This window comes from Colwellia sp. MB02u-14 (assembly GCF_014076915.1).
Taxonomy (GTDB): domain Bacteria; phylum Pseudomonadota; class Gammaproteobacteria; order Enterobacterales; family Alteromonadaceae; genus Colwellia_A.
The window spans coordinates 33,831-48,751 of sequence record NZ_JACGUX010000001.1 but is presented as its reverse complement, the minus strand read 5'-3'; the positions used below and the strand labels follow the sequence as shown (position 1 = coordinate 48,751).

The following is a 14,921-nucleotide window of genomic DNA, read 5'->3' as shown; positions in this document are numbered from 1 at the left end:
AATCACTCGTCCTATAATGAGTAAATGAATAATGCAAGCAAGCAATCAACCCTACTGTCCGCTTTGTAATAATCAGAATTTATGTGGTGTAAGTAATACCACAAAGCCTTGTTGGTGTACTCTCGAAAAAGTGCCTAGCGCATTAATTCAAGGAGTACCCGATGCAGAAAAAGGTAAAAGCTGCATTTGCCAAGCGTGCATTAAAAAATTCAACTTAGCTCAAAAAGATAGCTTTACATTACTTTAAATAACACCTTAATCACTGATCATTTTGTATAAGCGCTTGTTACTTTTAACCTGATTAGGTATTTTAAACGCTCATTTAGGCGCCTAAATTTTGGGGTGTTTTTATTGCTAATCATACTGTTTACTATACTTGTATCACTTCCCTAATAACAATCAAAAACAAGGAAAGATTAATGTCTATCGTTACCGATGCAACTCAAATAAAGACAACCTTCATTGCACCAACCCAGCCATGGAGTGCTAAAGCAACGTTAGGGTTAACCGCACTGCTTTTCATCTTATACTTTATTATATCAATGATGTCTCTTGCCGTAGGCACATGGATAGAGGCCACCACATCAGGTGTTAGTTTAGAAAGCGTTCAAGTATTTGGAGCAGGCATAGGCCAAAAGTTAGCGCTTGATGGCGACTTTAATGCCATTAATTATCTTGTCACGGCCTTATGTTTATCGCCTATTATCTTTCATTTTGCCAATCGAAAAAAAGTAACCACGGCGCCGGCTTACTTAGGTTTTGATAAACTGCCCAGTAAAACTCAATTCATTAAGTTTAATCTCGCCATATTGGGCTATTTTATATTTTCATACTTTGCATCAAACGCCCTCGATATAAAAACACCACAAAGTATGATCAATATTTATAACAGCACTGATTATCTGTTTTTATTATTTATTGCCGTAGTGATTGCTGCACCTATTTTTGAAGAACTTGTTTTTCGTGGTTTTCTCTTTAAAGGATTAGCAAACTCACCGTTAGGCGTTATTGCGACCATTATTATTACGAGTATCTTATTTACGCTGATTCATGCGGGTCAGTATGATTTAACAATATTGATGGTGTTATTTCCTTTAGCGATTATTTTTGGGGTATCTCGCTACCTTAGTGGCGGTATTTATTTACCGATTTACTTACACTTTATCAATAATTTATATTCCAGTGTAGATATGTACTTGTTTATGGAATAATTAAGCTATTGATAATAATAAGAAAATAATAATCCAATAGCCTAACTTAAAAAAAGCCAGGTGTGAAAAGATCATACCGTAAGACAATAGTTCACAAGGCTCAATTAGGCATGCCAAATGAAGCCTTGTGAGATGAATTCATCACATAATTAAATAAGAGCGTAGCAATGAACGAACTTTATCCAGAAATCACGCCGTTTGATCACTTTTTATTACCCGTTGGTAACGCACACCAGTTGTATGTAGAGCAATGCGGTAATCCAAAGGGCCAACCCGTTGTTTTTATTCATGGTGGGCCCGGAGCTGGATGTTCAGCCAATGACCGACGTTTTTTTGATCCAGAAAAATACCATATTATTTTATTTGACCAACGTGGCTGTGGGCGTTCATTACCTTTTGGCAGTTTAGACAATAATGAAACTGATTTATTAGTCGCCGATATCGAGAAAATACGCCAGCATTTAACCATTAAAAACTGGCATGTTTTTGGTGGTTCTTGGGGATCAACACTCGCTTTAGTTTATGCACAAACCCACCCAGACTCAGTAATAAGCCTGGTATTGCGCGGTATATTTTTAGGTCGTACCGAGGATACCCGATGGGCATTTGAAGGCGGTGGCGCTACACGAATATTTCCTGACTACTGGCAAGAGTACCTTAGTGCACTACCTGATGGTGAAAGCCAAACCAGTGCTAAAACAGCGTACGACATTATGATAGGAAGCGATAAGGTTGCCGCAGAGAAAGTAGCGCAGGCCTGGGCTAAATGGGAAATTCGTTGTTGTACCCTAAAGCCTAACGAAGAATTTGTTGCAGCACTTACTGGCGATGATTCATGTTGGACCTTATCTCGTCATGAAGCCCATTATATGGTGCATGGCTGTTTTCTAACTGAAAACCAAATACTGGAAAACTGTGATAAAATTCAAGATATTCCTATGGCTATTATCCATGGTCGTTACGATATTATTTGTCCTTTTGATAATGCTTGGCTCTTACATCAACAACTCCCTCGTTCAGTATTATTTAGTACAACGTCGGGCCATGCTTCAATTGAGCCTGAAACCAAACATCAATTAATTAACGCAACCCAAAAAATGTTAAGCCTATAATATGATTTTACGGTAGCTTTTTGAATATTGACCATTACTGACCTTAACGTTATAAAAAGTACTGCTATAAAAAATAGTAATAATTCTCTACACTAAGCCAATAATTATACAATATAAAACGCTTAGGATTAAAAAATGAGAATTGCCCCCACAGTTCTTTTAGCATTAATAGTGGCTTTTTCAAGTCACTCATTACCTGTTAAAGACAACGTTACACATTATAAAGTGACTTTCGAAAACGCGGTTCATCATGAAGCGCGAATTTCGGTAACCTTTCCAGAAATTGAAAGCCAAGTTTTGACCGTTCAAATGAGCCGCACCTCTCCAGGGCGCTATGCTTTACATGAATTTGCTAAAAACGTTTATAACGTGACTGCTGTAAACAGTATGGGCGAGCCCTTAGAGATTACGCGACCTAACCCTTATCAGTGGGCAATCGACAATCACGATGGTGAGGTAACTGTAACGTACACCTTATTTGGTGACCGCGCTGATGGTACTTATGCTCAAATAGACAGAACACATGCTCACTTGAATATTCCTGCTACGTTTATGTGGGCATCAAACCATGAGAAGCGTCCTATAAAAGTCACCTTTGAACCTTTTAGTTCAACATGGAAAGTGGCCACTCAGCTACAAAAAACTCAAGATAAATATACCTTCACGGCCCCCAACTTAGCCTATTTTATGGACAGCCCAACAGAACTTAGTGACCATCAAGTAAAAAGTTGGACTGTTCACTCAAGTGGTAAAGATTACCAAATTAACTTAGCTGTTCATCACAATGGTCTAGAGGAAGATTTAGTTGAATTTACCCGTCAAGCTAAAGCTGTAGTCGCCGAACAAATTAAAGTTTATGGTGAATTACCTGCTTTTGATTACGGAGAATACACTTTTATTGCCTGTTATTTACCCCACGTAAATGGCGATGGAATGGAGCATAGAAACTCAACAATTCTCACTAATAGCAAATCATTAGATGAAGGTGATTTCTCGCAAATAGGTACCTTATCGCACGAGTTTTTTCATGCATGGAATGTTGAGCGCATAAGACCTAAAGCACTCGAACCTTTTAATTTTAGTGCGCCTAATATGACCACTAACTTATGGTTTGCTGAAGGCTTTACCTCTTATTACGACAAGTTAATGATCCGCAGAGCGCAAGAATCAACGATTGATGAATACTTAACCATTGTTTCTGATATTGTTAATCAGGTTGACCAAGTACCAGGACGTAAGTTCTTTACACCTGAAGGTGCAAGCATGCTGGCAACGTTTACTGATGCTGGCACCTCTATTGATAAAACCAATTTTAGTAATATCTTTTTCAGTTATTACCGTTATGGGCGCGCTATGGCCTTGGCACTAGATTTGTCTATTCGCGAACAATTTCCAGAAAAATCTCTCGACGATTTTATGAGAAAAATGTGGGTGGATTTTGGAAAGCCTGAAATTCCTTACACACGTGAAGATTTACAAAGCACATTAGCCGCTTTATTAAATAACCAAGCATTTGCTCAGCAATTCTTTGAACAACATATTCAAGGGCAAGTTAAACCAGATTATGCGGCGCTGTTAAGCAACGCTGGATTAACAATAACCCATGCCAACCCAGATAAAGCTTTTTTAGGTCAGGTTAAATTTAACTTTAACGGTGAAGCTGCGATGATTTCTAAACCGGTAAAAATAGGTTCTCCACTTTATAAAGCTGGCCTTGAACGAAGTGACCAAATTGTTAAGCTGGGCCGCAGAGCTATTCGTAACACAAATGAGTGGACAAGCGCATTAGCGCAATTTAAACCGGGTGAAGACACCACCATTGAATATATTCAACGGGGTGAAAAACTGTCAACCACCATCACTTTTATTGAAGACCCAAAGCTGAATGTAGAAACGTTAACTGATGATGAATTAACTGCGTCACAAAAAGCATTTTTATTCGCATGGATTGGCGCAGACAAGGCTGAATAAAACACCAACAAGAGTAAATAAATTTATACACTATTTGCCGGTCGCTATTAAAGAAGTAACGTTAACCTATTTATTAACGTTATTTCTTTCAATTACTTATTGTGATTTTATTATTTAACATCTTTATATCTTATCTGCTACAAATGATAATCATTAGCAATAAAGACTTTGTTTTTGTAGCGAATCAGTTGTAACATATCAGCCATAATTTGTTGTTATGCTGAAAGCTATTTTATTTTAAAGCATCTTTTATAGGAATTTTTGTGTCATATTCCCAAGAAAAAATCAAAGAGTTTACCCACCCAATCATTCCTCTGTTAGGCGACCAATTAACATGGCGCTGGGAAGATAGATTCTCCGCTATGCTATCTGAATTTTCTCGTGATAAAAAAGACAAAACCCTTGTTGCGGTTCGCCAGCAATTTGAACACGAATGGAGTAAAAAAACGGTAAAAAAAGCGCCACAAGAAATTAAAGAACACTTAGGTCCATTAATTAAACTCAATAAAGATCAACTTGTTTTAGCGCGTCCTGCTACCGATTCAACACCAGCAATTATAGCGTTGTGGTGGCCTTGGGGACATGGCGGCACATATTCACTACGCTTGGCTGTGTTAGATTCACCTTACGAATATAGTGAACCTTCTGCTAATGAAGGAACGCTGCTTAGCCGCTTAAAAAACATATTTACATAGCGCGAAGTTTCTCATAAAAATAACCTCTGTAGGCTAGCTCCTTAACGAGGTGTTACCTGCCTACATGAAAATTCACACCTTGCTCTGACAATAGGTTGATAAAGTCTCTTTTACTGCACTGTGCCACTTGCTGGCAAACAATCAGATATTTATCTATAGCAGGCTGATAGTCTTGCACTGCAGCCTCTTGTAACCAAAATAAAGCTTGGTTTAAATCTTTTTCTCCATGCTTACCGGTGATGTAAAGTTCAGCTAAGTTAACTTGTCCAAGCTTATAGCCTCTTTCAGCTGAGATACTAAATTTCTCGAAGGCTAATTCAATATGGTTATCTATATAACTTGCTTCTAAAAAAGCTAAGCCTGAATTGTTCTGTCTTGCGCCGGGGAAGTAAGTACTGCTTAAAAAACGCTTTGTAGTGGTTACCAAAAGCATGCCGCGTAATCTGTTATTAACGGGTCTTTCAACACGATAAATAGCGCCTTGTGCACGCATTTTTGTTAGTTCAGCGAAGCTGTAGTGATATTTTTTTCTTGAGAAAAAACTGAAATGGGTAACATGACCCACTCTAATACTTTCATCTGCACCATGCTGCATGCGATAAAACAATCGGCTATAGACCACGGTTGCTATATCACCGGTAATATCAGTAATCTTCCCAATACGGTATTTTTCATTGGGTCGTAATTCACTAGAAAGATAACGAAAATCAACATGATAAAAATCATTAACCGCGGGGTTTTCAATAAACTGATTAGACAATTGATGTTTCTCAACTTCTCCCTGTATTAAATAACCTAAGAGCATTATTGTTAAGAGCGAACCTAAGAATTTGCTGATCAGTCGCCAAGCAGGAAATAGATTTTTCGATAACTCTTTTATCCGCTGTTTTGGCAAAACATTCACATCAGCTTTGCTCCAACATTGCTGGCATTGAATAACCGTGGTTTTTTTAACAGGATAAAAAGGAATACTTTCAATAAAAAAGAAGGCATATTTAATCACCCCTTTCACCTGATGATGCTTACAACCACAATCAGGACAAGTTAACTCATTGATTATATGGCCTTCAATTATTGATTCACTGTATTCCATTTTATACTCTTTTTTTATTCCATTATTTCTTATACCATTGGTATAAAAATCATACAAGCATTAATTACGAAGGAATTAGTAGATAATACTTGTAAGATCTTTATCACTCGCTATTCTTCAGTGAATCAATAACGGGCTTGTTAATGTACTGCCGCAAAGGAAAGTAACAGGCAAAAAATGCCGTCAATGAAATCAACGCTAAGGTCAGAATAAGTGGTGGTATTGAAGCCATTGAAAGGTAGTTTATGAGCAACTCACTAAAGTTTAAATATAACGTAACCAGTAACAAACCACTCACCAAAATACCAAAAAACAATGCCTTGATGTTATCGAAGAATATCAATTTAACAATATCATGCTTTTTAGCCCCAATGGCCAGTCGTGTGGCGATTTCAAAACGTCTAATTTGCGTGCTGTAACTTAAAATTCCATATAAGCCAATGGCGGCTAATAAAAAGGTAAATATCGCTAACACGCCACTGGTAATGGCGGTGGTGTACTGGGTAAACAGCATATTGGCTTGAACGTCAGATAATCGTTCAAGGCTCGATAAGGTAAACTTATGGGTTACCGATTTTACGGTATTAACAACTTGCTCGCGACTCAGGTTTTGTTGTGGTTTTACTTTAATTAAAAAGTTATCAGACCCTTTCCATATTGGCCAGTAAGCTTGTGCCGGTGCAACGGCTTTATTAGGCAGATTAACGCCAGCAACTACCCCAACAATCGTTCGCATAACGGCGTTATTTTCTCGGTCAATTTCGTTTTCCATCGATATTTTCATGCCAACTGCATTGCCGTTAGCCGCTAATTGTTTAGCAAAAACATCGTTAACAACAAAAACTTTACGACCCATTATAATATCTTCTTCACTAAACCAATCGCCAGCTAATAAAGGCTGTTCGAGAAGATGAAAAGAATTATAACCCGATTCATCTTGAAGCTCCGCGCTGAAGATTGTCTCCTGACCTAATAAAGTAAAATTGGCGGTATTTGAGTTCATCGGAGAGTTTGATTGACTCACTTCGCTGACTTCAGGTAATTGTAATAAAGCGTTTTCGATTTCCTTAAGCAGTGATAATACTTCATCGCTGTTCCATTTTAATAAGCTAGATCGAGAGAGATCTAACGTATAAACCTGTTCCACATTGTATTTCATCGGGGTGTTAATTATCGACGTTGATTGATTGAACAAACTTAAATTTGCAAAAACTAATAAGGTGGTAACCGCTACTTGGCTAATGATCAGTGCTTGGCGTACTTTTTTAGATACTTGCACCCCTGAGCCTTTACCACTACTTTGCAAACTACTATTTAACGCTCGATAATTAATCACATTACTGCTGAGCTTGGAAAAAATTAACGCTAAAATAACCAGACAACACAAGGCTGCACTTAACGTAAAAGTATTTATCGCCAATTCATTAACGCGTGGTATAAATTCTGCGAGGTAATATTGTAATAAACCAAAGCCCAAAGATGTGATCACTAAAGCTAGTGTTAAAGAAGCCAACATCAATACGATAGATTCTGCATAGAAACTTTTGAAAATTTGTTGTTTAGATGCACCTACAGCCGCGTTTATGGCTAATGACCTTTTCTGCTCAATGGCACGGGCGATAAATAAATTACTGATATTAGCAAAGGCGATCACTAATAACCCTAATACGGCAGCGAGTAATAGGTACATTCGTTGTTCGTTGTCTCCAATGATAATCGATTTCAGAGATTTTAATTTTAAGCTTACGGTCCAGTCTTTATAAAAAGCCATAGAGATAACATTTTCTTGCCACAAGTCATTTAAAAAAGGACTGATTTTTTGCTCTGCTTGAGTCTGAGAATAGCCCTCTTTTAACTTACCGACATACGCCAATTCATAAAGCACATTTCCCCAAGCGTCTTGGTAGTCTTTGGCTTTAAAATTATAATCCCATGGCAGCCAATATTGTGTTTTTCTACCGGGAGTAAAAATTTCAGGCTCAATAAAATGTTCAGCAACCACACCAATAATCTTAAAACTAACGTCATTGATGGTTATTTTTTCGTTTAAAACGTCACGACTACCGTTGTACTCAATTTGCCAAGTATCGTAACTGATTAAAGCAACAGGACTGTTACTGTCTTTATTTTCACTTTTTTCAAATGCCCGACCCAGCGCAATAGGCGTTGCCGTTAACGAAAAAAACTCAGGCGTTACAAAAGTGGTGTTAACCAATGGTTGTGCTGGATCAGAGGCTAATAAACTTTCACCAAAACAAAGCAATGCTGATTCACTAAAAACGTTTTGCTTTTCATAAAAGTGAATCATACCAGGGTAACTAAAACTACTGTTACGTAGCTCACCAAAATTGTCAGCTAAACCATGTTCCACCCAATAAAGTTTATCTTGTTCAGGATATGGCAATGGCTTAAGTAACATGACATACGCCAGCGTTAACACACACAGCAAAGCCCCTAGCGTTATTCCCATTGTTGAAACTACACTAAAAACAAAGCCAGGTTTGTTCTTCAAGCTTAAGAACGCCTGTTTTAATTGATAGGTAAATAAATTCATTCTTGACTGCCCTTTAAAGCATGGATCACAGGTTTATTGATGTATTGTCGCAGAGGTAAATAACAGGCAATAAATGAAATAAGAGAAATAAGCGCTAACGTCAATATAAACAAGGGTAATATTTGCAAGTTGAGATACTGTTGAAAACTTTCGCCAAAGCCTCCCCATACGCTAAGTAATACCAGCATACTAAGCCCTACACCAATAAAAATACCCTTGGAATTATCTTTCAAAATTAGCTGTATAATATCTCGTCCTTTCGCGCCAATCGCCAACCGTGTACCTATTTCAAAGCGGCGAATTTGAGTGTTGAAATCAAGCACACCGAACACCCCTAATGCCGCCAGAATAATGACCACTAAAGTAATAATACCCGTGGTAAACAAAGTTATTTTTTTATTCAGCAGTAGTTGTTGATAGTTTTCAGTGAGGCTTTGATATTCATAAATAGAGTACCTTGCGTCAGCCCTTGTAATTATTGTTACTAATTGCTCCCGCGGTAATATTTGATCCGCTTTAAGTTTCACCATAAAGCCTGTCCCTCGGCCTAGTTTACTTGGGCGATAAAGTAGAAAATTATTGTTCATTTCAGGCCGTTCACTATTGGGTAAATGAATATCAGCAACAATACCTTTGACTATCAATGATTCGTCACGAGATCCTTTTATTTGTTGCCCGATAACTTTACCAAACTGTTTCAACTGCTTTGCTAAGCTCTCATTAATAATAACTACATTGTCATTGTTATTAAGTTCACTGCTAGTGAAATAATCACCCGAGATCAAAGATTGCTTTATCATCGAAAAATAGTGTTCATCAATCTCTTTCTGCTCAATAGAAAACTCTAGCGCGTCTTTTCCTAAACCGAACTTTCTAACGCTGTAAGAAGACAAAGGCGAATTTCCCAGACTAACTGAACTCACCTGCGGAATTTGCAATAACTGCGCTTTTATTTGTTTATATGTCGCTTGTTGCTCTGCAACATTGGGGCGACCCGAGCCATTAAAAGCTAAAACTAAATGTTCTATTTGCTCAATATCAAAACCTGTTTCATGATTAACACTTTCATATGCTTGTTTAAACAAAACCATATTGGCAAAAATGATCAATACGGTCACCAATATTTGGCTCATGATTACGCCTTGCTGAAAAAAAGTCGATACTTTAACTCCTTGACCTTTATTGCTATTTTGTAGCGTGGTATTTAACGATGTGAACTTGAAATATTTAAGGGTTAACTTCGTTAGAATTAGTGTAATTAACAACATTGTGATCACTAAAATAAAGAGTGGCGTCAGCGAGATTGACAACTCGTCAATTCGATTAAATAACTCTGCTAGATAAGTTTTCAATAGAAAAAAACCAATGTTAGCAGTAGCCAATGCAACAAAGAATGCCAATATCATCAAGCAGGACGTTTCGACAAAAACTTGCATAGCACCTTGTTTACGATTCATACCCAATGACGCTTTTATTGCCATTTGATGTTGTTGTTCTGCACTACGTGCGACAAATAAATGGCTAACATTGGTAACCGTGATCACGAGTAATCCCACAACAGCTAAAAACAGTAAAACAAGATTGGTGTGATTGTTTCCTGAAATCACATTGATTAGTGGTTTCATCTCAACTTTTAATGTCATCTCTTTAAAGCGAGCATTACCTACTAACTCTTGTTGCCAACGCTCCGTTAATTGTGGTGTTAATATCATTTCAGCTTGTTTAGCCGTTAAGGTGTTATCGAGCTTGCCTAATAAAAACATATTCGGCGCGAAATTCCCCCATGCTTTACGTTTAATTTCAGAGACAGGATTAAAATCCCACGGCAACCATACTTGAGTTTTTTCACCTGTTTGATACAAGCTAGGTTCTATAAATGTCTCAGCACTTACGCCTACAATACGAAAGCTCACTCCATTAACGGTTAAGTTTTTTTCCAACACATCTACTTTCTGGTCATATAATGTTTGCCAAGTAGCAAAGCTAATAACCGCAACTGGGTTGTTCGTGTTCAATGCTTCGCTTGCTTCAAAAGTTCGTCCTAGTGCTATAGGAGGATTAAGTAAGCTAAAATATTCAGGGCTAATAAAAGCGTTATTAATTCTTGGCTGTTCGGCATGAGAGGTAATATTGGTATTTTCGTAAGCGATCATCGCCACTTTATTTAAAGCCGATTGTTTTTTATATAATTCAATAAATGCTGGGTATGGATACATTGAAATTTTGGGCGCACGCTCACTCCCTTTTATTTTACTTTCAACGACAAACAATTGTTCCTGTTCAGGGTATGGCAACGGCTTAAGTAACATCACATACGCAAGTGTAACCACGCACAACAAAGCACCTAAGGTAATTCCCATGGTTGAAACAACACTAAAGACAAAAGCCGGTTTTTTCTTTAAGCCTAAGAACGCTTGTTTCAATTGGTAGATAAATAAGTTCATTATTCGCTTCCCTTTAAAGCATGGATCACAGGTTTGTTGATGTATTGACGCAAAGGAAAGTAGCAGGCAAATAACGACAACATGCTGATCATCGCTAAGGTCACCATAAACACTGGGAGTAACTGTAAGGTGATGTAGTGATTTACCTGTTCACTAAAACCAATGGTTAATAGAGACAACACGCCAACACTCAGCAATACGCCCAATAATATTGCACTGGCATTGTCTTTAATAATAAGTTTGACTAAGTCAGCACGTTTAGCACCAATGGCCATCCGTGTACCAATCTCAAAACGGCGCATTTGGGTGCTGTAACTTACAATGCCATAGAGGCCAATGCCCGACAAAAACAATGTCAGTAGCGCTAGAGCTGCCGTTGTATAAATGGTGATTGTTTCACGAAACAGGCGCTTATCTTTTAGCTGTTCCAGTGAATTATAAGTAAAAATAGAATAACCTAGGTCTACTGTATTAATAAGATCTGCAACTTGGTTTCTATTCAAGTTTCCACCTGTTTTGTATTTTATTAATAACATTTCACCATAAGGGTGATTGGGCATATAGATACGAGGAACAATACTTGATTCCCCTGGCATTAAAATACTTTTAACCACCCCAGACACCAAGAGAGTCTCATTGGCCGAAGTGATTAAATGTAGGCCGATTGCTGAGCCTGCAGGTGCCAGTTTTTTAGCAAACACATCATTAATTATAATTTTATTGGCACTATTTTTAATGTCAGTTTTAGTGAAATTATCACCTTCAATAATGGTTTGATTTATCATATCAAAATAGTTTTCATCAACATCTTGTACTGACGGTGAAAAATTTTCATTGGTCAGTGAATTTGATACACTCCGACTATGACTGAAATTTAATGGGCTTAATGAGCGACTAACAGAAGAAATTTGGGGATGTAAACTAAGCTCTGCTTTAATTAACGCCATCGTGGCATTACCTTGTTCTATTGAAGGAATTTCTTTGGTATTAGAAATAACATGCAATGCATTGATATTGTTGAGTTCAAAACCTAGATCTTGATTAATGGCATCTGACGCATTGCTAAATAAAAGAATGCTAACAAAAATGAGTGCTGATGCTATAGCCAATTGACTAACAATTAATATTGTTCTTAACTTGTTAGAAACCTGTACCCCGATATTTTTACTGCCCGACTGTAAGTTTTTATTTAACTGATGATAATTGACCATACTAATACTAGTACGCGCAAAAAATAAGCTCAGGATTACGGCTGAGGTTACCGCTACCAACAAGGTGACATAATTCAGTGATAATTCATTAACTCTTGCGATATGTTGTGCGACATTATGTTGAATGATTTCAAAACCTACCATGGCAATCATTAATGCCACTATGGTTGAAAACCCCATCAGCAAGCTTGTTTCAGCAAGTAACATTTTAAACAAATCTGTTTTTTTAGCACCTATCGCTGCATGTACGGCCAATTGTTGCTGCTGCTGAGCTGTGCGGGAAACAAATAAATTCGTCATATTGCCACTTGTAATCACCAATATTCCAAGGACACCGGCCAACAAAAACCATAGCGTATTTTGGGTATCGCCAAGTATTACCTGCCTAAACGACTGTAAGTGCATTTCAACGTACCAGCCTTTAACAAAATCAATACCTACGCTATTCTGTTGCCAATGCTCATCGACTAAGGTTGTAATTTGTTGTTGTGCCTGCAAAACAGAAATATTATTTTTTAATTGCCCGACAAAGACGAACCAAGGAAAAGAGTACATTTCATCTTTTAAGTGATTACGAATATTGTAATCCCATGGTAACCAAACCTCTGTTTTCCTACCTGTCTCGTATATATCGGGCTCAATAAACTGCTCAGTTAATACCCCTATTATTTTGAAACTCGTACCACTGAACGTTATTTTTTTCGAAAGAATATCGGCTGTCTGAGAGAAATCGTTTAGCCAAGTGTCGTAACTAATAATCGCTACTGGATGATAAGTCTCTAGCTCTTCACTTTTTTCAAAACCTCTGCCATGGATGAATTGGCTATCTAATAAACTGAACCAAGCAGGGGTAACATAAGTCGTGGTTATTTTCGGCTGATACTCAAGCGATGTACTGATGTCATCGCCATAAAAAGCGATAGCCGCTTGATCAAAAATTGTTTGCTTTAAATACACGTTACGTAAACCCGGAGAGTTAAATTTTCGACTTTGTAATTCGTTTTTAGCATTGAAAGTTTGGTGATTAACCTTATATAACTTATCTTCATTTGAATAAGGTAACGGCTTCAACAATAATAAGTACGCCAGTGTAACCACACACAACAAAGCACCTAACGTAATGCCCATTGTTGAAAGAACACTAACGACAAAGCCTGGCTTTTTCTTGAGGCTTAAAAATGCTTGTTTTAACGGATAGATAAACAGGTTCATTATTCACTTCCTTGTAAGTTGCTTATCGCAGGTGAATTAATAAATCGTCTTAAGGGTAAATAACAAGCCAATAACGAAAGAGTAGAAATTAATAGGAGTGTCGCGACAAACAGTGGCGCTAATTGCAGGGTGATATAAGTCGAAAGCTCAACACTAAAAAAGAAATACACACTCAATAAAATAACCAAACTAAACAATACACCTGCAATAATAGGCTTCACGTTGTCTTTTATGATCAGTAATATTAAGTCAAGGCGCTTTGCACCAACGGCCATACGAGTACCTAATTCAAGGCGGCGCATTTGGGTGCTGTAACTTAAAATTCCATATAAACCTATCCCCGCGAGAAAAAAGGTGATGAACGCTAAAGCTGCGGTTGTTACTGCAGTCGTTATTTCAGTAAACAAGCTTTTAGTAAGAAGATCATTGGCTGAATTGAAACTAAAGACAGAATACCTTGTGTCGACTTCAGCTAATAATTTACCCAGTTGTTGACGACTAACTGACTGACCGGATTTAAGCTTAAGCATAAAAGAACGACCACCCAGTCCATTGGGTAAATAGACTCTTGGTACACCTGAGCTTAAAAAAGTATTGTCAAAACCCGTGTAACTATCACTAGCAATAGTAATATCTTTAACTATACCTATTATTTTTAAGGGGTCAGGCGATCCCGTTGAGAGCTGCATGCCCAGCACATCGCCGTTAGCTTTTAATTGCTTAGCAAATGTTTGATTAACAATGATGACATTGGCTCCATCTCGGCGCCCCACATTTGTAAAATTATCTCCTTGCAATACTTGCTGCTCTATCAAACTAAAGTATCGATGATCAACACCCTTGGAATACGGTGTAGACCTTTCATTATTATCAATATTGATTAACGCTCTAACATAAAAACCACTAAGTGGTGAACTTCCTTGAGCAATAGATTCCACCTGAGGCAATGCGGACAGCTTTTCCATTATTTCGGCCATAATCTGCACCGATTCTGCATGGCTAGGAAAATCTGTTGATGAAAAATTCAGGGTTAAGGTCGATATATTCTCAGTGACAAAACCTATTGGTGCATTAATGCTCTTTACTGCACCTTTAAGCAAACCAAAGTTGGCAAAGACCAATACCGTCGCTAAGGCTACTTGGCTGGCTATTAATACCTGACGAGTCTTTTTAGATACTTGTAAACCACTGCCTTTACCACTGCTTTGTAACGTAGAATTTAGCGCATGATAATTGATCATACGCGTACTTAATTTAGCGAAAAACAACGCGAAAATAAGCGTGATCAATGCCGCACAACCAAAGGTTATTGGATTAAGTGTTAGCTCATTAACTCTAGGTAAAATCGTCTCCAGATATTGCTGCATAAGATAAAACCCACTCTTGGCAATCACTAATGCGAGGATAATAGACATAAA

10 protein-coding genes are annotated in these 14,921 nt (G+C 37.6%); 5 read left to right on the top strand and 5 right to left on the bottom strand.

What is annotated here, in order from left to right:
• Positions 1-31 precede the first annotated feature (31 nt).
• From H4J52_RS00190 to H4J52_RS00170, 5 genes are all read left to right on the top strand, one after another.
• Positions 32-247, top strand: coding sequence for a cysteine-rich CWC family protein (locus tag H4J52_RS00190; protein WP_182180356.1), 216 nt, complete (start codon positions 32-34; stop codon positions 245-247).
• 172 nt (positions 248-419) lie between these two features.
• Positions 420-1,211: a CPBP family intramembrane glutamic endopeptidase gene (locus H4J52_RS00185; RefSeq protein ID WP_182180354.1), complete on the top strand. Its 792-nt coding sequence runs from the start codon at positions 420-422 to the stop codon at positions 1,209-1,211.
• 167 nt (positions 1,212-1,378) lie between these two features.
• Positions 1,379-2,323, top strand: coding sequence for a prolyl aminopeptidase (gene pip, locus H4J52_RS00180; protein WP_182224058.1), 945 nt, complete (start codon positions 1,379-1,381; stop codon positions 2,321-2,323).
• Between the two features lie 135 nt (positions 2,324-2,458).
• Complete coding sequence (locus H4J52_RS00175) at positions 2,459-4,294, top strand: M61 family metallopeptidase (RefSeq protein WP_182224057.1); 1,836 nt, start codon at positions 2,459-2,461, stop codon at positions 4,292-4,294.
• Positions 4,295-4,557: 263 nt separating this feature from the next.
• Positions 4,558-4,989, top strand: a complete 432-nt coding sequence (locus H4J52_RS00170; protein ID WP_182180348.1) for a hypothetical protein — start codon at positions 4,558-4,560, stop codon at positions 4,987-4,989.
• 52 nt (positions 4,990-5,041) lie between these two features.
• On the opposite strand, the gene H4J52_RS00165 is transcribed toward H4J52_RS00170, so the two are convergent.
• From H4J52_RS00165 to H4J52_RS00145, 5 genes are all read right to left on the bottom strand, one after another.
• Entirely contained in the window at positions 5,042-6,082 is a 1,041-nt protein-coding gene (locus H4J52_RS00165) for a tetratricopeptide repeat protein (protein ID WP_182180346.1), read from the bottom strand.
• Positions 6,083-6,185: 103 nt separating this feature from the next.
• Complete coding sequence (locus H4J52_RS00160; protein ID WP_182224056.1) at positions 6,186-8,636, bottom strand: ABC transporter permease; 2,451 nt, start codon at positions 8,634-8,636, stop codon at positions 6,186-6,188.
• Entirely contained in the window at positions 8,633-11,080 is a 2,448-nt protein-coding gene (locus tag H4J52_RS00155; protein ID WP_182224055.1) for an ABC transporter permease, read from the bottom strand. The genes H4J52_RS00160 and H4J52_RS00155 overlap by 4 nt, the downstream gene beginning before the upstream one ends.
• Positions 11,080-13,503: an ABC transporter permease gene (locus tag H4J52_RS00150; RefSeq protein WP_182224054.1), complete on the bottom strand. Its 2,424-nt coding sequence runs from the start codon at positions 13,501-13,503 to the stop codon at positions 11,080-11,082. Before H4J52_RS00150 ends, H4J52_RS00155 begins: the two co-directional genes overlap by 1 nt.
• Positions 13,503-14,918 (bottom strand): ABC transporter permease, encoded by a 1,416-nt coding sequence (locus tag H4J52_RS00145; RefSeq protein ID WP_220461051.1) that lies wholly within the window; start codon positions 14,916-14,918, stop codon positions 13,503-13,505. Before H4J52_RS00145 ends, H4J52_RS00150 begins: the two co-directional genes overlap by 1 nt.
• Between the last annotated feature and the right edge of the window lie 3 nt (positions 14,919-14,921).

Coding starts and splice junctions, on each gene's coding strand:
- H4J52_RS00160 (WP_182224056.1), bottom strand. CDS start 8,636: ATGAATTTATTTACCTATCAATTAAAACAGGCGTTCTTAAGCTTGAAG.
- H4J52_RS00175 (WP_182224057.1), top strand. CDS start 2,459: ATGAGAATTGCCCCCACAGTTCTTTTAGCATTAATAGTGGCTTTTTCA.
- H4J52_RS00150 (WP_182224054.1), bottom strand. CDS start 13,503: ATGAACCTGTTTATCTATCCGTTAAAACAAGCATTTTTAAGCCTCAAG.
- H4J52_RS00155 (WP_182224055.1), bottom strand. CDS start 11,080: ATGAACTTATTTATCTACCAATTGAAACAAGCGTTCTTAGGCTTAAAG.
- pip (WP_182224058.1), top strand. CDS start 1,379: ATGAACGAACTTTATCCAGAAATCACGCCGTTTGATCACTTTTTATTA.
- H4J52_RS00190 (WP_182180356.1), top strand. CDS start 32: ATGCAAGCAAGCAATCAACCCTACTGTCCGCTTTGTAATAATCAGAAT.
- H4J52_RS00145 (WP_220461051.1), bottom strand. CDS start 14,918: ATGTCTATTATCCTCGCATTAGTGATTGCCAAGAGTGGGTTTTATCTT.
- H4J52_RS00165 (WP_182180346.1), bottom strand. CDS start 6,082: ATGGAATACAGTGAATCAATAATTGAAGGCCATATAATCAATGAGTTA.
- H4J52_RS00185 (WP_182180354.1), top strand. CDS start 420: ATGTCTATCGTTACCGATGCAACTCAAATAAAGACAACCTTCATTGCA.